This is a genomic window from Rhodococcus aetherivorans, assembly GCF_011058165.1.
Classification (GTDB): Bacteria; Actinomycetota; Actinomycetes; order Mycobacteriales; family Mycobacteriaceae; genus Rhodococcus; species Rhodococcus aetherivorans.
The window spans coordinates 47,186-64,915 of record NZ_JAALEG010000015.1 but is presented as its reverse complement, the minus strand read 5'-3'; the positions used below and the strand labels follow the sequence as shown (position 1 = coordinate 64,915).

At 64.8% G+C, this 17,730-nt stretch carries 17 protein-coding genes; 1 reads left to right on the top strand and 16 read right to left on the bottom strand.

The window, feature by feature from the left end; genetic code table 11:
- Window positions 1–3 precede the first annotated feature (3 nt).
- The 15 genes from G6039_RS09095 to G6039_RS09025 all read right to left on the bottom strand — a co-directional run bounded on the left by G6039_RS09095 (window position 4) and on the right by G6039_RS09025 (window position 13,539).
- Window positions 4–1,227 (bottom strand): cytochrome P450, encoded by a 1,224-nt coding sequence (locus G6039_RS09095; RefSeq protein ID WP_006936278.1) that lies wholly within the window; start codon window positions 1,225–1,227, stop codon window positions 4–6.
- A gap of 40 nt (window positions 1,228–1,267) precedes the next feature.
- Window positions 1,268–1,501, bottom strand: coding sequence for a ferredoxin (locus G6039_RS09090; RefSeq protein WP_080688541.1), 234 nt, complete (start codon window positions 1,499–1,501; stop codon window positions 1,268–1,270).
- 2 nt (window positions 1,502–1,503) lie between these two features.
- On the bottom strand, window positions 1,504–2,385 hold the full coding sequence (locus tag G6039_RS09085; protein WP_029541648.1) for an SDR family NAD(P)-dependent oxidoreductase: 882 nt from the start codon (window positions 2,383–2,385) through the stop codon (window positions 1,504–1,506).
- A 318-nt stretch (window positions 2,386–2,703) separates the two neighbouring features.
- On the bottom strand, window positions 2,704–2,850 hold the full coding sequence (locus G6039_RS09080; RefSeq protein WP_065923532.1) for a DUF1059 domain-containing protein: 147 nt from the start codon (window positions 2,848–2,850) through the stop codon (window positions 2,704–2,706).
- 280 nt (window positions 2,851–3,130) lie between these two features.
- Window positions 3,131–4,480, bottom strand: coding sequence for an MFS transporter (locus G6039_RS09075; RefSeq protein ID WP_043799826.1), 1,350 nt, complete (start codon window positions 4,478–4,480; stop codon window positions 3,131–3,133).
- A 235-nt stretch (window positions 4,481–4,715) separates the two neighbouring features.
- A complete protein-coding gene (locus G6039_RS09070; protein WP_006936291.1) occupies window positions 4,716–5,906 on the bottom strand; it encodes an aromatic ring-hydroxylating oxygenase subunit alpha in 1,191 nt (396 codons plus the stop codon).
- A 47-nt stretch (window positions 5,907–5,953) separates the two neighbouring features.
- Window positions 5,954–7,369, bottom strand: a complete 1,416-nt coding sequence (locus tag G6039_RS09065; protein WP_043799824.1) for an aldehyde dehydrogenase family protein — start codon at window positions 7,367–7,369, stop codon at window positions 5,954–5,956.
- Window positions 7,370–7,461: 92 nt separating this feature from the next.
- Window positions 7,462–8,124, bottom strand: coding sequence for a TetR/AcrR family transcriptional regulator (locus tag G6039_RS09060; RefSeq protein WP_043799821.1), 663 nt, complete (start codon window positions 8,122–8,124; stop codon window positions 7,462–7,464).
- Entirely contained in the window at window positions 8,124–8,660 is a 537-nt protein-coding gene (locus G6039_RS09055; RefSeq protein ID WP_043799818.1) for a flavin reductase family protein, read from the bottom strand. Before G6039_RS09055 ends, G6039_RS09060 begins: the two co-directional genes overlap by 1 nt.
- A gap of 70 nt (window positions 8,661–8,730) precedes the next feature.
- A complete protein-coding gene (locus tag G6039_RS09050) occupies window positions 8,731–9,225 on the bottom strand; it encodes a lipocalin-like domain-containing protein (protein WP_043799817.1) in 495 nt (164 codons plus the stop codon).
- Between the two features lie 18 nt (window positions 9,226–9,243).
- On the bottom strand, window positions 9,244–10,419 hold the full coding sequence (locus G6039_RS09045; RefSeq protein WP_043799815.1) for a thiolase C-terminal domain-containing protein: 1,176 nt from the start codon (window positions 10,417–10,419) through the stop codon (window positions 9,244–9,246).
- Window positions 10,416–10,898: a Zn-ribbon domain-containing OB-fold protein gene (locus G6039_RS09040; protein ID WP_029541633.1), complete on the bottom strand. Its 483-nt coding sequence runs from the start codon at window positions 10,896–10,898 to the stop codon at window positions 10,416–10,418. The genes G6039_RS09045 and G6039_RS09040 overlap by 4 nt, the downstream gene beginning before the upstream one ends.
- Window positions 10,899–10,973: 75 nt before the next feature.
- Window positions 10,974–11,786, bottom strand: coding sequence for a mycofactocin-coupled SDR family oxidoreductase (locus tag G6039_RS09035; RefSeq protein WP_006936302.1), 813 nt, complete (start codon window positions 11,784–11,786; stop codon window positions 10,974–10,976).
- A 51-nt stretch (window positions 11,787–11,837) separates the two neighbouring features.
- Window positions 11,838–13,061 (bottom strand): LLM class flavin-dependent oxidoreductase, encoded by a 1,224-nt coding sequence (locus tag G6039_RS09030; RefSeq protein ID WP_006936303.1) that lies wholly within the window; start codon window positions 13,059–13,061, stop codon window positions 11,838–11,840.
- Window position 13,062: 1 nt separating this feature from the next.
- Window positions 13,063–13,539, bottom strand: a complete 477-nt coding sequence (locus G6039_RS09025; protein WP_006936304.1) for a cupin domain-containing protein — start codon at window positions 13,537–13,539, stop codon at window positions 13,063–13,065.
- A 418-nt stretch (window positions 13,540–13,957) separates the two neighbouring features.
- Between G6039_RS09025 and G6039_RS09020 the strand changes: the two genes are divergently transcribed.
- Window positions 13,958–15,196 carry a cytochrome P450 gene (locus tag G6039_RS09020; RefSeq protein WP_043799813.1) on the top strand — a complete coding sequence of 413 codons (1,239 nt, stop codon included), beginning with the start codon at window positions 13,958–13,960 and terminating at the stop codon, window positions 15,194–15,196.
- An 81-nt stretch (window positions 15,197–15,277) separates the two neighbouring features.
- Here the strand turns inward: G6039_RS09020 and G6039_RS09015 are convergent, their stop codons facing one another.
- On the bottom strand, window positions 15,278–17,704 hold the full coding sequence (locus G6039_RS09015; RefSeq protein ID WP_006936308.1) for a CaiB/BaiF CoA transferase family protein: 2,427 nt from the start codon (window positions 17,702–17,704) through the stop codon (window positions 15,278–15,280).
- Window positions 17,705–17,730 lie beyond the last annotated feature (26 nt).

The following is a 17,730-nucleotide window of genomic DNA, read 5'->3' as shown; positions in this document are numbered from 1 at the left end:
CGCTCAGGTCGTCGGTGTGAACCTGATCGGAAGCCGCAAGCAGCCCCGCACCTGCGTTGCGTGCAGGATCGGCGGATCGGATTCGACGAGTTCGTAGTCCGGAATCCGGCGGTGCAGTTCCTCGAGCGCGATCGACAGTTCGATGCGGGCCAGATGTGAGCCCAGGCACCGGTGCGGACCGGCACCGAATGTCAGGTGCCGGTTCGGTGACCGGTCGATCACGAACTCGTCGGGATCCTCGAATTCGCTTCCGTCGCGGTTGGCCGAACAGAGCACCAGCAGCAACTGGTCGCCGGCCTTGATCTTCGCCCCGCCGAGTTCGACGTCGCGGGTCGCACGGCGGCCCATACTCACTGCAGCCTCGATCCGCAGGACCTCCTCGACGGCGTTCGGGATCAGCGAGTCGTCCTCGATGAGCGCGGCGCGCTGACGAGGATTGTTCACCAGGTGGATCACGGCCCAGGCCAGCGATCCCTGAACGGTGTGCAGACCTGCGATGAGCAGGAGGAAGAACATGCGGGTCAGCTCTTCGTCGGTGAGCAGTCGCTTGCCGTCCTCGAGGTCGACCTCGGTGCGGATGAGTGCGGAGGTGACATCCTCACCGGGGTTCGCGCGACGCTCGTCGACGATCTTCTGGAAGTAGGCGAACATCTGCTGGGCTGCCTCGGCGCGTGCCTTCGCCGACTCGTCCTCGCTGGCGCCGGGCTTGCCCATCAGGGCGGTGTCGGTGGCCTCGGTGAGTATCGGGGCGTCCTCGAGTGGCCAGTCCATCAACGCGAGGAAGACGCGGGTGGGCAGCTCGTGCGCGAAGTCGGCGATGAACTCCGCCTCACCCTTGCCCGCGAAACTGTCGATCAGTTCGTTGACCACGCCCCGGATCTGCTCGGACAGCGCCTTCATCCGGTTCGGGGAGAACAGCGGCTGCAGGGCCACCCGATATCCGGTGTGCTCCGGCGGGTCGAGCTCGAGCGGCAGAAACTTGCCGTCCCCGGCATTGACGAGGTTGTTCGGGTAACTCGAGAAGGTTTCCGGGTCGCGGAGGACCTCGTGGAGCTCCTTGTACCGGGTGACGATCCAGTGGCCGCCGTGCGCGGTCGAGTAGACGACAGGGCCTTTGGCCGCGAGTTCGGCGACCTTCTCCTGCACGGTGTCCACCGGGTCCGTGAGCGACGGGTCGTAGATGTCGAAGTCGACGACAGGTGTCGACATTTCGTCGGTGATGGTCATGCTGATCGCCCCGTTCGAAGGGTCTGTGTTGCTCGAGAAGTCAGAGTGTTTCGAGGCTCAGGGCTCGTTCGGGGCACATCGCGACGGCCTCCTCGGCCGCCACGATGTGCTCCTCGGTCCTGAGCGTTTCCTGCACGAGCACCGGGTATCCGGCATCATCGCAGTCGACGATTTCGGGGGCGCGGCCGTAACAGAGGCCGTGCCCGGCGCACGCCGACCGATCCACGACGAGTCGGCGCGTGCCTGACTGCGCTTCCGTGTCGTGGGCAGTCATCGTCATTCCTCGCCGGTGACCATCGGCGGCGGGTTGTTCCCGTCTTCGGGGAACATCATCGCCACACGAGACAAGGTGCCGCCGTCGGTGGTCGGCAGGGTGACACCGGATATGTATGCCGACTCGTCCGACACGAGGAACAACGCAGCCCGCGCATTGTCCTTCAGCGACGGCGGACGATTGAGCTTGAGCGGAATCGGCGAGACACTCGGGTCCCACGGACCGGCGACCTCCTCGTACGACTGCCCCACCACCGGAGCACCGGCCGGCGCCAGGAAGTTCGGCGACATCCCGTGCGTCGGGGCGATCGCATTCACCCGGATCCCGTACTTGCCCAGATCCAGGCTCAGACCGCGAACCATCCCGTTCACACCGGCCTTCGTCGCCGAATACGCTGCGATGCTGTGGTACGCCACGAACGACGCCGCCGACGAGGTCGCCAGGATGACACCGCCACCATTGGCCCGCAACGCCGGCACCGCCGCCTTCGCGGTGTAGAACACGCCGGACAGGTTCACCCCGATGACGTCCTGCCAGTCCGCGTCCGTCAGATCCTGGAACTCGACCTGCTCACCACCCGCAACGGACGGCACACCACCGCGCGAGACGATCCCGGCATTGGCCCACGCGATGTCGAGCTTGCCGAACGCCGCCACCGTCGCCGCCACCGCATCGACCACCTGCTGCTCGACGCGTACATCGGCGGTGACCGCGATCGCCGAACCACCCTGCTGCTCGACCAACTCGACCGTGCCCTTCGCACGCTCCGGATCGATATCGACCACCGCGATCTTCGCGCCCTCCGACGCGAACAACTGCGACGCCTCGCGTCCCAACCCGGACCCGGCACCGGTGATCAGCGCGACCTTACCTTCGAGTTTCATCAAAGCTCCTCAGCTCGAACATGTAACAGAGGGATGGAAGATGCTGGAGGACGGCGACTTCCCTACAGGGTTCGCACCGTCATGTGATTCAGCTTACATACATGAGAAGTGATACGTCAATCGTTCTTTGTAAATCAGCCGAGCCGGATCGACGTGTCGAGGACCCTTGCGCGGGAATCGACTCCTCACCGCATCGATGTCGTTGATGAACAGCCGCTTGACCATTGGCGAAACACTGCCGGTACGCGACACTGCTAGTACGCGACACTGCTAGTACGCGACACTGCTAGTACGCGACACTGCTAGTACGCGACACTGCTAGTACGCGATGAAGAGAATCTCATCGCGCGAGTACTCCATTCCGGGATGTGACTCGCTCAGGTGCGACCGGGCCTTCGCAACCAGGTCGTCTTCATCCGTGCCCGTGACCACGGCTCCACACGGGCAGGTCAATCTCGTCTTCATCCTCATAGCGGTCGGCCCTTCTGCGCCATCGGTACGGTCGGTGACACCCCTGTCCGCCCTCGTCGACCGAGAGGCTCGGGAGCGCCGGGCCGGATGTGGGCGACATCACACCACAATATCTAACGTACGTAGGTTACACAACCGCCGGAGCCCTGATGCCAGCCCTCTGCTGTCGATAGAGCCGCCAGTGCGACACAGCAGGAACGTCGCGAAGCTCGGGTCGCAGATGAAGGCTACGTGCGCGCCTCCGTCTCCCAGCCCCCTCACGTTTCGGAATCGATCAGGCAGGCTCCGCGGCCTTTTCGACAGGCGCGTCCGTCCGATGCATGGCATTGGTCCTTCGGGGAACCAACGACACCAGCACTGCGGCAGCCACTCCAGCGAACGCGAAGGCGTAGTAGGCCCAGTCCGCTCCGAGCGCAGAGCTCATGATCATTCCGGTGAGAATGGGCCCGCAGACACCACCCAACCGGCCCAGCCCCACCGCCAGTCCGAGCGCTGTGCCACGCGCAGCGGCCGGGTAGAAGACCCCGACGAATCCGTAAACGCCCGTCGTGGAGGACGCACAGAAGCCGATCAGCAGAACCAACCCGAACACGAGCGCCTGTGCCGGCTGCAGGGTCAGGGCGGACACTGCGATCGCTCCCCCGACAAAGCTCACCGAGATCACCGGACGCGATCCCAGTCGATCCGCCAGACCGGTGATGACCACCATGCCGAACCCGCTACCGATGTTGAAGGCGAGCAGGAACGTCAACGCGGACCCGAGATCGTAGCCGGAGGCCCTCAGCATCTGAGGAATCCAGGTGTTCATGCCGTACGAGACGAGAAGGCCGAAGAAGGTGATGAGCGGGAACATGATCGTCGCGATCCTGTATCCGGGTGCGAACAGGAGCTTCAGACCCGACTTGGAACCGGCATTCGCGGTTTTCGACTCCTCCAGGGCCAGGCCGGATTCGGCACCGTGATCAACCGAGTAACGCTGCGTCAACGCGCGGGCCTCATCGTGCCGGCCCTTGCTCACGAGGAAAGCGATCGATTCGGGCAGGCTTCGGTATGCGATGACGAACAACACGACCCCAAGGAGGCCACCCACTGCGAACATCGATTCCCAGCCGAAGGCAGGGATCATGAAGATGGCGGCGATGGCGACCACGCACCCGCCGATGGGAAAACCGGTTTGGATGACGCCGTTGTAGAACTGCCGTCGGTCGACCTTGACGTATTCCTGGGTGAGCGCAATCAGGGTGGGGAGGGCTCCGCCGAAGCCGAGGCCGGCAAGCAACCGGAAGAGGCCGAAGGTCTCGAGATTCGGCGCAATGGCACATAACCCGGTGAACAGACTGAAGCTCACAATGCAGGCGAGCACGATCGGTCGCCGGCCGACGAGGTCCGTGAGGTAGCCGGCCAGCATTGCGCCGGCCATCATTCCGAACAGCGACAAGCTGCCGATCAACCCTGCCGAGGCGGTGGTGATCCCCCACTGTTCGATTTCCAGCAACGTCGGAAGCACTGCGCCGAACATGATGAGGTCGACACCATCGAGGATGGTGATGGCCAAGCAGGTGAGGACCACGGATCGGGCACCCGAGACGGCCCTTTCCTTCCCCAGGCCGGAGATCTGCGACATGTTGGTTCCTTCGGGTTGTGGGGTATCTGGGTTCGATGCCGATGAACGCGCGAGTGGCGGTTGTCGACGTGTGTCGACAACGGGGCAGAATCGTTCGATTGCAAGCTCATCGCGACCGTCGAGGTGCGGGGCTGCGGGATAAGCCCTTTACCACCGCGGTATGCCCTGCATCACACGGGCAGTAATCTAATGCCTATCGGTACTGGCGACAAGCCCGGAATGAGCACTTCGGAGCTCAGCCCCACTTCCTCGAATCCTCGAACGCACGCGCCATCCACTGATGAAAATGCTGGTTGGCAATCTCGTTTCGCCCGAAGTAGATCGGTCCGATGTCCGTGTTCGTAACGGCCTTCTGCAGACCCTCGTTGACGACGAGGTCCTCCTCTCGAAGTACCGCCATCAGAATGTTCCAGTTCTTGTCCCACCGCGCCTTCTGCTCGTCCGTCACGGCAGGTTCCCGAGTGAGAAGACGCATCTGCATCCGAGCCCCGACGGGCGTGCCCGGAGCAGGGACGAAGTTGAGCACCTCCAGATGATCCGGTTGACGCAGCACCGACATATTGGGCATCAGAAAGTGCGCAACGGTGATGTGCCGGTCGATCGGGGCGTCCGCGGGCGCGACACCTCGCACCGTGTCGATGCTCTTGCGTGCCGTGACCATTCGTCCGTGCCTGCCCATGGGTTCCCAGGATTGCGCGTTGTTGTAGAAGTACGGCGCAACAGTTCCGGCGTGGGTCGAGGTGATGTGGTAGCCGTCGAGGAAGGCATCCATCAAGACCTTCCAGTTGATGTCCACATCGAAGTTCTGGGCGATATGGCAGTGGTACTTGTCCATCTCCATGGCGGCGAGGGACTCGTCGAACTCCCGGCCGAGCCACTCCGCGATGTCGATCGTTCGATCACCCGCGGCGGAGTCGACGACCCAGACGAAACCATGTCGCTCCTCGACCGGAACCTCCAGCAGGCTCATGCAGCGACGATCGACCCTACCGAACGTCGGCTCGTCCGCGATCGACCGCAGACTGCCATCGCTCCCATACGCCCACCCGTGGTAGCGGCACGAAAAGATGCGCTTCGAACCCCTCTCCTCGGGAACGAGCCGGGCGCCTCGATGCCGGCAGGTGTTCACGAACCCACGAACCCCACCGTCCGCCTGCCGAACGAGAACAATCTCGTTGTTCGGCAACTGGACCGTCGCAAAGTCGTGGTTGCCGGGCAATTCGGTGCTGTGCGCCGCGATGATCGGCACATATCCGAACAGCTCTCTGCGCTCGCGGGCCGCCAGTTCCGGATCGGTGTAGACGCGCGGATCGACCTCGAGGATCTCCGGCGCCATATCGGTGGTGTCGTGGTCGAGGTGATCGAACAACGCCCGGGCAAAACCCGCTTTCGTCGCCTCGTCGTACGGAAGATCGGTGTAGACCATCGTGCTCACTCCTTCGCGGGACCGCGGCGGTCCCCGCAAGAACGTCGCTAGAGCTGCAGACTCTTGATTTCGACAAACTCCTCGAGGCCGAATGCCCCGCCCTCACGCCCAAGGCCGGATTGCTTGAATCCGCCGAAAGGCGCAGCGCCGTTGAACTTTCCACCGTTGACCTCGATCTGCGTCGCACGCATCCTGCGCGCAACCGACTTCGCGCGCTCGGGGTCGCCGGACCACACAGCGCCGGCGATACCGAAGATCGTGCCGTTCGCGATCTCGATCGCTTGCTCGGGTGTGTCGTACGCGATGATCGACAGCACCGGACCGAAGATCTCCTCCTGAGCGATCGTGCTGTCCGGGTCCACCTCCGAGAACACGGTCGGTTCGACGAAGAATCCGGTACGGGCCGGTGCGTCGACCGACCCGGCGACGAGCTTTGCGCCCTCCTTGACGCCGGCACGGATGTAGTCGAGGACCCGCTCACGCTGAGATGCGGTAACCATGGGTCCGAGCTTCGTGTCGCCGTCGGCGGGATCGCCGGGCGCATATGCCGCGGCCGCCTTCGCGGCGAGCTTCTCCGCCTCGGCCAGGCGGGAGCGCGGTACGACCAAACGAGTCTGCGCATTGCAGGACTGTCCGCCGTTCATGTAGCAGGCACGCACGGTGTGCGGCACGGCCTTACCGAACTCCTCGTCGCTGAGGTCGTCGAGCAGCACAGCGGCGCTCTTTCCACCCAGTTCGACCGACACCCGCTTCACTGTCCCGGCGGCCAGTTCGAGGACTCGCTTGCCGACCGAGTTCGATCCCGTGAAGCTGACCATATCGATGTCCGGATGAATGGCGATGGCCTCGCCGACGATCGGACCGTACCCGTGAACCAGATTGAATACGCCGGCCGGAACTCCGGCAGCGTCGACCGCTTCCGCCAGGGCGTGGGCGGTGAACGGGGCAACCTCGCTGGCCTTGACGACCACCGTGCACCCGGTCACGAGCGCAGCCCCGATTTTGGCGGTGATCTGGTGCAACGGGTAGTTCCAGGGCGTGATACACCCGATCACCCCGACAGGCTCACGCACGATCAGGGAGTTGCGGAGCTGTTCTTCCCACGGGAAGTCCCTCGCCGCGGTCACGGCCTCACGCAGGTCGACGATACCCAGTCCGACCTGGGCCCAACGCGCCACCCTGCGTGGGGTGCCGACCTCGGCGACGACGATATCGGTGATCTCCTCCTGTCGCCGCTCCAGTTCGTCGGCCAGACGCGAGACGAACTCCGCCCGCGTGTGCGGCGCGGTCTGTGACCACTGCTCCAAGGCCCGCCGCGCGGCAGCCACCGCCACATCGACATCTGCGGCAGCCCCGGCGGGGACATCCCCTATGCGTTCCTCGGTGGTCGGGTTGACGACGTCGATACGCTCCGCGCTCGTGGAGGCACTCCACGTGCCGTCCACGTACAGATCAAGGGTCACGATGGCTTACTCCGTATCATCGAGTTGACAGAATTCACCGGTACACCGAGCTGCTCGTCACCGAGAAGGCATAAGAAGCAACGGCTTACCGCTTACGATCCGACGAGGTCCCGCAGACCTTCGTCGCTCACCGGTGCGGTGGCCACACCCATCACACCGGCGAGGAATCCTCGGATCGCTACCACGAAGAGCTCGCGCGACGACCATCGGTTGGCTGCCAGCGCGCGGGTGAGCGTCGGGTGTCTCCGCTCGTCGACATTCGGGAAGACCTCCGTGCTGCCGACCGGGTCGCGCATGAGATCGCTCAGAGTGGTGGCGAGTGCCAGTTTCTCCAGTCCGTCCAGGATCACCACGTGCAGGCGCGCCGGTACGCCCCCGTCCTCGAGGATTCGGGCACACATTTCGTACGTTCTCGTGAGGACGTCGCGCGGAAGAAACTGCACCAGCACGAGAGCGGCATTGGGATGGCGGAGAATCGCGTCGCGGTAGTTGAGGCTGAGTTCGACGAACCATTCCACCCAGTCGGTATCCGACGAATACTCGGGCACCGTGGCCCCGGTCATGAGCTCCTTCGCCACCTCTGTCATGAGCTCACGGCGATCGGCGAAGTGGTGATACAGCGAGGAGGTTTTCACGTTCAGGTGTTTGGCCACGCGCGGCAGGCTGAACGCAGCCATACCTTCGGTGTCGATGATCTCGATGCTTGCCGCGATCGTCGAACTCCGGCTGATCAGAGGCTTTGCCGGTCGTCCCATCACGTCCCCCTTTCGATCGACCCGAGACTCAGTTCCACAACCCCGCCGTATCGACTCCGATGGAAAACCAGTGGCTGCGTGGTCGGATCGGACCCGAAGCCGAGGAGGTCGGCAACCGCGATGAGGTGATCGCCACCGTCGTGCTCCGCAGCCAGCGCCACCTCGAACCACGCTGCCACCCCGCCGATGATCGGCGCGCCGCCCTCGGCCGGGCGCCACCGCACTCCGTCGAATTTCCGGCCCCCCGATTTCGCAAAGCGGTCACTGAGAGCGTGTTGGCCCGAGGAAAGTACGTTGACACAGAACGTCTCGGCGGTACGAATCGCCGGCCAGCTCGTCGAACGCCGGCTCGGGCACAGCAGGACCTGGGGCGGATCCAGCGACAGCGCCGAGAACGACTGACAGGTGAATCCGGCCGGTTCGTCGCCTACCATCGCCGTCACCACCGTCACACCGGAGCAGAAATGTCCCAAGACGTCGCGGAGCGCCCGAGTGTCCGTTGCCGGGCCGGTGCTGCTGTCCACTCGAGTCGACACGTGTCGTCCTCTCATCTGGCCGGTGCTATGTGCACCCGGATCTCGCCTGCAGGAACGAGCTGCATCGGGCTCATGGCGCCGTCCGTACCGCGCGGGGTGTGATCCGTCGCCAGACCAGTGCCGGAGACAGCGTGGTGGTGCGGAACACGAGCGGATCCGACGACAGGGTCATCACGTCACCCTCGAAGCGCACGTACCGCTTCTGGTCGTCGCCGATCCAGTTCGGAAACAGCGATACCGCCATCTCGTGCCAGACAGCGGAGTTGTCCTCGTCGACACGGTAGGGACCCGAATAGGCGAGGTACCCCCCGGCGGCCTCGCTTCGTTCGCCCATCTCGCCGCTGTGCACGTTGCGCGTCCGGTAGAGGGTTCGGCCGGAACGCATGATCTGTGCCGACATGTACCCGTCCGCCGAGTAGATGATCAGTCCGCGAGCCTCGGGACCCAGCGGGTAGTCGACCTTTCCCGTATCGGAGGTTGTCGAGTACTCGACGAGTTCCCAGGCCCCGACGATCCGCTGGGCGATCGAGACGCCATCGATGTCGGTGTCGGTGTCGGTGCTCATGTCCTGCTTCCTTTCAGCTCACAGCACGTCGCGCGTGCAGAGAAGTACCGAACTCGAGAGTGCGGCCATGGGCCCGCCGATGAACAGGGACACCTTCGCCCCGGGCACCTGGTTTGCCGAGCTTCCGCGCACCTGGCGCACGGCCTCGACTGCCAGCCCCATCCCGTTGACGAACGAATCTGCGAGATTGCCCCCGCTGGTGTTCACCGGGAGCAGTCCGTGCGGAGCCGTCAGATTCTCGAGGGTCATGACCTTGCCGGCTTCGGCGCCGGGTGGGCACAGCCCGTGATCGATCAGCGCGGCCACCCCGGAACCACTGAAGTTCTCGTAGACCTGGACGACATCGACCTGGTCGGGACCGAGGTCGGCATCTGCCCACAGACTCTCCGCGACCCCCGCCGCCCCGGAGAATCCCGCCGAGGTGTAGTCGAGATCGTTCTCCGTGTCGACGGCGTAGCCCCCTACCGCGCCCTGACTGCCGGCCAGCACGTAGGCCGGATTCGGATGGAGCTTCTCGGCGCGCTCGGCAGCGACGAGGATCAGAGCAACGGCTCCGTCGTTCTCACGAGAACAATCGTAGAGCCGGTACGGCTCGACTATCATCCGCGAGGCTTCGTAGGTCGACTCGTCGAGAGGACGCCCGAACGCCGCGGCAGCCGGATTCTGCTGCGCATGTTTGTAGTCGGCGAGAACCAGGGACCTCATCGCGGATTCCGGGACGCCGTCGTGCTCGAGCATCCGCTGGGTGCGCAGTGCGCAGGCCTGGGCGGGGGATCCGACTCCGTGCGGGAGCATGTGACCGTCGAAATGGTGCTTGGCATATCCGAGGCGGCCGGAATCCCGCTGTGCCATGGCGCGGTACACGACCACGCACTGTGCTTGGCCCGCTGCGATAGCGACCGCCGCGTTGGTGATCGCCGCGGCGGCACCACCACCGCCACCACCCCAGATCATGGTGGACCAGCGGATCCGGTGCGACATCAGTGACGCACCCACGACGGTCCCGTCGTTGTCACCGCCGCCGTACGAGACGAAGCCGTCGATCTCGCGGGGCGACACCCCGGCCTCGGCAGCAGCCTCGACGATGGCGCGCAACGTCATCCGAAGTTCGCTGTCGGGCGATTCGCCTCGTTTGTAGTGGAATTCGCTGACGCCCACGACGGCTGCGGCACCGCGGAGAAATGAGCCGGTCATCGCTCGTCTCCCCGTTCGGTCCCGTTCGCAGTACTCGCGAGGCGCCAGCGGAGCACCGGCCAGGGCGAGTCGGCAGGTTGCTGGATGATTCCCGCAGCCGAGTCACCGATGGCGATGTCCGCATCGTCGTTCTCCGCCAGCAGACCGAGCACTCGTCGCCCCCCGGCGTGCGGGAGCTCGACGAGAACCGTGACGTACGGCAGTTCGCCGGCCAGCTCCGGGATGAAGGGGTGCCAGGTCCGCGACCACGAGAAGACCCGTCCGACCGGTTCCACGGCGACCCATGCCGGGTCGAACGCCCGGCACTGTCCGCACATCCAGCGTGGTCCCCAGATCCACAGTCCACACCGGCCGCATCTCTGCAGCCGCAGCTCACCCGCCCGCAGACCTTCCCAATACGGCAGGTCCAGGCCGTCCGCGTACGGACCGGCCAGGACGGTGGCCGGGAACTCGCGGGCCACCCCGGGACCCGGTGTCATCGGATCGCACCGCTTTCGTGAATCGGCATATCGCTCCTTCGCCCTACGGGCGGGTGTCGCAGAAAGTCCGGTCGGTCAGTGCTTGGTCAGGTAGCCCGCGTCGATCGGCAGGTCGATCCCGGTCACGTACTTCGCGCCGTCGGACACGAGCCACAGCACGGCGTCGGAGATATCCTGTGGTTCGAGCATCATCACGTCGAGCAGATTCGTGCGGTCGTTGTGCTTCCACTTCCGCACCACGTGTGGCAACACCTTCGACAGTCCCTCCGCCATGGGCGAATTGACCCCTGTGGGGTTGACCGTGTTGACGCGGATGTTGTGATCGGCGAGCTCGAACGCGAGTGTGTCCTTCAAGCCTTGGAGTCCGTGCTTCGCGGCGCCGTAGTGCCCCCACGAGGGAGAAGCGCCGAGTCCGTCGACCGACGAGGTGATCACGATCGATCCGCCTCGACCACCCTCGATCATCACCGGTACGACAGCCTTGCACGCCTTCCACGCTCCGGTGAGGTTGACGTCGAGCATCGTCTGCCACGCGTCGTCTTCGATCTCGATCGTCGACTCGCAGTGATCGTGGATTCCGGCGTTCGCCAGCAGGATGTCGATCCTTCCGAATTGCGATACCGCAAGATCTGCGACAGCCTTCATGTCCGCACTGCTTCGCACATCCGCCTGCATGCCGGCAATCTCACCCCCGGCTTCCTTGACCAGCTGGATCGTCTCCTCGAGGTCCCCCGGTGTCGCGAGTGCATACTGCACATTCTTGATCGGTGCGGCGACGTCACACACCACGATCCTGGCGCCGGCAGCGGCAAGCGTGAGCGCGTGGGCGCGACCCTGGCCGCGAGCTCCGCCGGTGATGATTGCTACTTTTCCGTCGAGTGAGGTCATCGATTCTCCTGCTGTCGGATAACGGTGTTGAGCGGGGTCTTGCCGGATCGACTACCGCGCGCTCTTCACACGCTCGTAGTCCTGCGTCGCTTGGCTGATGCCGGTCGCGAATCGCTCACTGAAGCCGTCCTTGCGCGCTTGGGTCCAGTGATAGGAGTTCAGCAGCGGTTCGCAGGCGCCCGTGAAGCGCGGCATGACGTCGCGCATGAGGATGCGGTACATGCGTGAGGTGGCCTCGGTGTCGGCCCAGTCGTGTGCTGTCGCGAGGAAGGTGCCGAAGCCGCCGGTGCGGTCGATGATCTTCTGGATGTAGTCGATGGCGTCGTTCGCATCGCCGATGCAGCCGTATCCGGACTCGTTGACGCGCCGGACCAGTTCCTCGTGCGCGACTTCTTCGCCGGGTTCGATCATTTTCATCGGGGTGACGACGTGGCGGTAATCCATGAAGTCGCGCAGCCCGTACCGGGTGTCCTCGACGGCCTGCTCGAAGGTGTCGGCGATGTGGATGTTGCCGACGATCGCCCAGTCACCGCGGTCGACCGTCCGACCGTGCTCGTTCGCCTCGTGGGTCGTGATACCCCACGTCTGCTCGAGCAATTCGAACGACTTGTCACTGGTGCCACCGATGGACAGCAGACCGAGTCCGTACTTGCCGGCCAGCTTGGGTCCGGACGGGGACATCGCCGCCGCGACGGTGATCGGCACGCCGGGGTACGAATAGGGGCCCAGCTGCACTCGGGCATCCTCGAGGGAGAACCATTCGGTCTTCCGGTCGACCGGCCCCGGTGTCTCGAGCAGTTCCAGGATGGCGTCGAGGGATTCCTCCATCCGCGGCCGCAGAAGGTTGTAGTCCATGCCCATCATCTGCGAGTCGGCCACGAGCGCGCCCGGCCCGACACCGATCCTGATGCGTCCTCTAGTCATGTGATCCAAGAACGTGATTCGGTCGGCCACCATCAACGGATGGTGGTACGGGAGAGAGATGACACCGCTGCACAGCTCGATGCGCTCGGTGCGCTGTGCAGCTGCCGCGATCATCAGTTCCGGTGACGGACCGACCTCGTATCCACCGCTGTGATGCTCGCCGAACCACACCTGGTGGAAACCGAGCCGATCGAGATCCTCGACATGGCGGAGATCCTGTTCGATCGCCATCGTGGGGTTACGGCGGGGATTGTGGTACGGCGGAAGGAACACTCCGCACCGGAGCGGAGCCTTCCTCGCAGCCGGCGCATAGTTCACGTTCGACCCGGTGTTCTCGGTTGCCGATTCCATTTCAGTTCTCCTGTCGGTCATTGCGTGACGCGCCGCAGATGGTGACGATGGCCCGAGCGGTCCGTTCTCCTCGGTTGTGCCATCGGTGCCTGTTCCCGTTGATCACCACCGTGTCGCCGGGATTCAGTTCGATCTCCACACCGTCGTCGAGTTCGAGCACGAGCGAACCCTCGAGAAGGACGTGCACGTCCACGGAATCCGTCCGATGAAACCCCGGATCCTCGTCGTCCATGACGACGATTCCGTTGTCGCTGTCGCCGATGCGACCAGGCTCGAGCACCCAGCCGATCACCCACACTCCGCCCGGATCCGGAAATCCGACGGCGTCCGGTACTTCACCGGAATTGGGGACCTCGGGATCGGAGTCGGTTCGCCAGATGGGGTCGATTCCGGCGGCGTCCAGCCTCTCGATCTGCTCGTCGGCGACGAGCACGGCCGCGCCCTTGCGTTCGACTGCGATTACGCGACGAAAGCCCATGTTTGCCCCTCCGGGAGACAATTCTGTGACGACGAACGGCGCCGGGATTGCAGACAGTACGTTCTGTCCCACAACAGATTTCAGTTCACGGACACGAACAGGGAAGCACCGCGTGCTACGTGTGATACGCGCCCCACCCGCAGCACGCGAGTGCTGCGCATCACACCGATCAATCTAAATGCTATCGGTTAATCGGTCAAGCGGGCACCGACTGCGCGACAGCAATTCCCCTGCGAAACGCAGACATGAGCACATACGCTGTTGACCGGTCGGAAACGACTGATCTACCGTCGTCCCAAGGCAATCGCCCCTCCCCACGTCAGCCCGCGCTCGTCACAGCGCCACATCACCTGACTCCCCGGAAGACCCCTCCCCGCCGAGGCGCTCTCCGGATCACTCCCCTCGCGAAGGATCGCCGATGATCACGACACAGATCGAAATTCCCGCATATCTGATCACCGACTTCGATGTGTACGACCCGTCCCTGGCCGTGCCGGCCGATGTGTTCCAGGAGCGTGTCGCTGCGTTACGCAAGCAAGGGCCGGTCCTCTACTCCCCACATCACGGCGGACACTGGGTCGTCACCCGATACAGCGAGGCACTCCAGGTGCTCCAGGATCCGGAGACGTTCTCGAGCTTCCCGAACAACCTGCTCAATGCCGCGCAGGGCAAATTCCTTCCACTCGAACTCGACCCGCCCGAACACAGCTACTATCGGCAGGCACTTCAGCCGCTGTTCAGTCCCAAGCAAATGAAGGCGCTCGAGCCCGAGATCCGGGGCATCATCACCGCGCTGATCGACGACTTCGCAGAAAAGGGCGAGTGCGAGTTCATCTCCGAGTTCGCACACGAACTGCCGACGCGGATCTTCCTTGCGCTCATGGGGTGGCCACTGAGCGACGCACCGCAATTCACGGAGTGGACCGACATCACGCTCCAGGGCATCCCCGGCGCGAGCGAGGAGGAATCGGCCGAGGCCCGCGCGAAGGCCGCCGGCGAGATCTACGAGTACTTCGGGCAGGTGGTCGCCCGGGTCCGCTCCGGCGGCGACAACTCCGGGAGCCTCACGGCGCAGATCATCAACACCCCACTCGACGTCGAAGGAACACCCAGGCAGCTCACCGACGAGGAACTGTGCCGGATGTTCTTCCTGCTTCTCGTCGCGGGACTCCACACCGTCCAAGGCGCTCTCGCCTGGGGACTCATCCACCTGTCTCGTAATCTCGAGCAGCGCGAGGCGATCCTTGACGACCCGACGCTGATTCCGTCGGCGGTGGAAGAGATCCTGCGGATCGAGACTGCCACGAGCGGCGGCCGGCGTGCGACCCGAGACACCGAGATCGGTGGTGTCTCGATCAAGGCCGGCGACCAACTCTTGGTGTTGATGACCTCCGCCAACCGTGACGACGACGAGTTCGACAACCCTGACGAGCTACAGATCGAACGGCACCCCAACCGCCACATCGGGTTCGGCGCCGGCCCGCATCGCTGCCTCGGCTCCCATCTCGCGCGGCTCGAGCTGAGGCTCGCCATGGAGGAGATTCACAAGCGGATTCCCGACTACGCGCTCGTTCCGGACAATCCCGCGGTCTTCCATTCGTCCCAGGTCCGTGGATGCGAGAAGCTGCCGATCACGTTCACGCCGTCGACGCGCTGATCCCGCTCGACCCGGTCGCAGGAAGTCGGCCCGAACAGGAGAAGGTCCCCGGAGGAAGCTCCGGGGACCTTCTCGGCTGTGTCACACAGTGGAGGGAACCGGCGACAGCGCCGGATCGTCGGCGGGCGGTTGCAGCACGCCGTCGCGCACGAGCGAATCGATCTCGACTGTGCTCAGCCCGAGCACTCTCTCGCAGATCTCACGTGTCTGCTGACCGGCCAGGGGCGCCTGCCGCAGCGGCCAGTCCGGCAACGTCGCGAAGTGCGCCACCTGCTTCGCGGTCGGGAGCGGCGCCGGAAGCAGCTCGTGTTCGAGCTCGGTGTACGCACCGCGCGCGATCAGCTGAGGGTTGGTGAGCAGCTCCGGCAACCGGATCATGGCCCCGGCCGGTATTCCAGCCGCCTGCAGAGTCTCCATCGCCTCGGTCGGCGTGTGCCGCAGCAGCCACTCCGTCAGCACCTCGTCGGCCTCGGCGCGGTGGTCGATCCTGAGCTCGGCGGTGGCGAAACGAGGGTCGTCGGCGAGGTCGGGCCGGCCGACTACACCGCACAGCCTCGCCCAGTCCGTGTCGTCGCGGACGGTGACGACACACCACTCGTCGTCACCTCCACACGGGTACACCCCGGAGGGCGCCGAGTACGGATCGGAATTTCCCGGGGCGCCGATCGACCCAGGGTCGAGATGTTCCGCGACGAGCTGGCTACCCAGTTGCACGATCGCGGTGTCGGCCTGAGCGACCTCGATCGCGGCGCCACGCCCGGTCCGCAGCCGGTGGATCAGCGTGGCGAGAATCGTGGTTGCGGTGACCTGTCCGGCGATGTGATCGGGGTAGACAGTCGAGCCGTCGCACAGTGCATCAGTGGTGTCCGAGTACCGCCAGAGCGCCGAGACACCACAGGCTGCCCGTACCAGCGGTCCGTAGCCGAGCCGCTTGTTCCACGGGCCGACACTGCCGAAGGCGCTGCTCTCGGACACGATGATGCGCGGATTGATCGCGGCGAGCTCGTCGTACGAGAGCCCCATCGAGGCGAGAGTGCCGGGCTTGAAGTTGGCGAGCACGATGTCCGCTTCGGCGGCCAGCCGCTTGAAGATGCGGATGCCTTCGGGACTGCGCAGGTTCAGTCCGAGGCTGCGGCGGTTACGGTGGCCCCACGCCACGGACGCGGCGAGGGCCGCACCCCGCTTCGACTGACGCAATCCGTCCGGGAAGTTCGAGTTCTCGATCTTGATGACGTCGGCGCCGTTGTCCGCGAACTGGCGCCCGAGTTCAGCACCGAACACCACGACACCCATATCGAGGACCCGAAGACCCTCGAACGGCCGCCCACCCGGTTCGCGCTGCAGTGCGGGAATCGGATCGTGAGCCCCGTCGATGTCGGACCCGAACACCGTGTCGTTGTGCTCACCGAGTTCTGGCGCACGCATGCGCACTCCGGCTCGCTGCCCGTCGACCTTCGCGTACCCGGACGGGACTCGCGCGGTGACGCCGGGTGAGATCTCGGTATCGACGAACGTACCGGCCGCATCGAAATGCTCGGTCGTCAAGACCTCCGACACGGTGTTGAGACCACCGATCGGGATGCCCCGGGCCGCACCTTCGACGACGAGTTCGTCGCGGGTATAGGTGCTGAACAGCTGTTCGATGAGCGGATTGAGGCGAGCGGACGCAGCGAATCGCGCGGGAATGGTGTCGTATGTCGGATCCGCGAATTCCTCCGGCTCACCGAGCCATTCGAACATCGCCCGCCACTGCCGCTTCGCGAGCAGGCAGATGCGCACCTGCCCGTCGCCGCAGCGATAGACCGGGTAGAAGTTGGCGGCGTCGGGCCGGCCCCGCGGGAAGTCCTCGGAACGGCCGGCGGCAGCGGAGCCCTGCACACCGAATCCGGGATCGAAGCCGTGCACGATGACCTCGAACGCCGAGATGTCGACGGTCTGGCCACGTCCGGTGTGCAACCGGTCGAAGTAGGCGAGTAGCGCCGACCACGCCGTGTGCACGCCTACCGACTCGTCGATCAGCCCGTCGGGCGGCAGCAGAGGCTGCTCCCCCGGCTCACCGGAACGCGACAATACACCGCTGAGCGCATACAGGACCGGCTCTGTCGCCGCCCAGTCGCGATACGGACCGTCCTGACCGAAACCGGTGATCGACACGGCCACGAGCGCGGGATTGGCCCGGCACAGGTCCGCAGTACCCACGCCGCGCGCAGCGAGGAAGCCCGGGGGGAACGACTCCAGCAGAATGTCCGAGCGCCGCGCGAGGGCGCGCAACCGGTCCCGGCCTTCGTCCTCCTCGAGATCGAGCGTGACGCCGAGCTTGTTCGCGTTGCGCAGCGCGAACGGAACGCTCACGCCGTTCCGGACCGGGTGCGCCGAGCGCGAAGGCGAGCCTCCGGGCAGTTCGACTCGGACGACCTCGGCCCCGAGGTCGGCGAGGAACCGGCCCGCGGTGTCGCCGAATCCGTCCGTCAGTTCCAGTACCCGGACACCATGCAGAGGTAGTGCCATCTTGTGCTCCAATAGTGTGTGCTCGC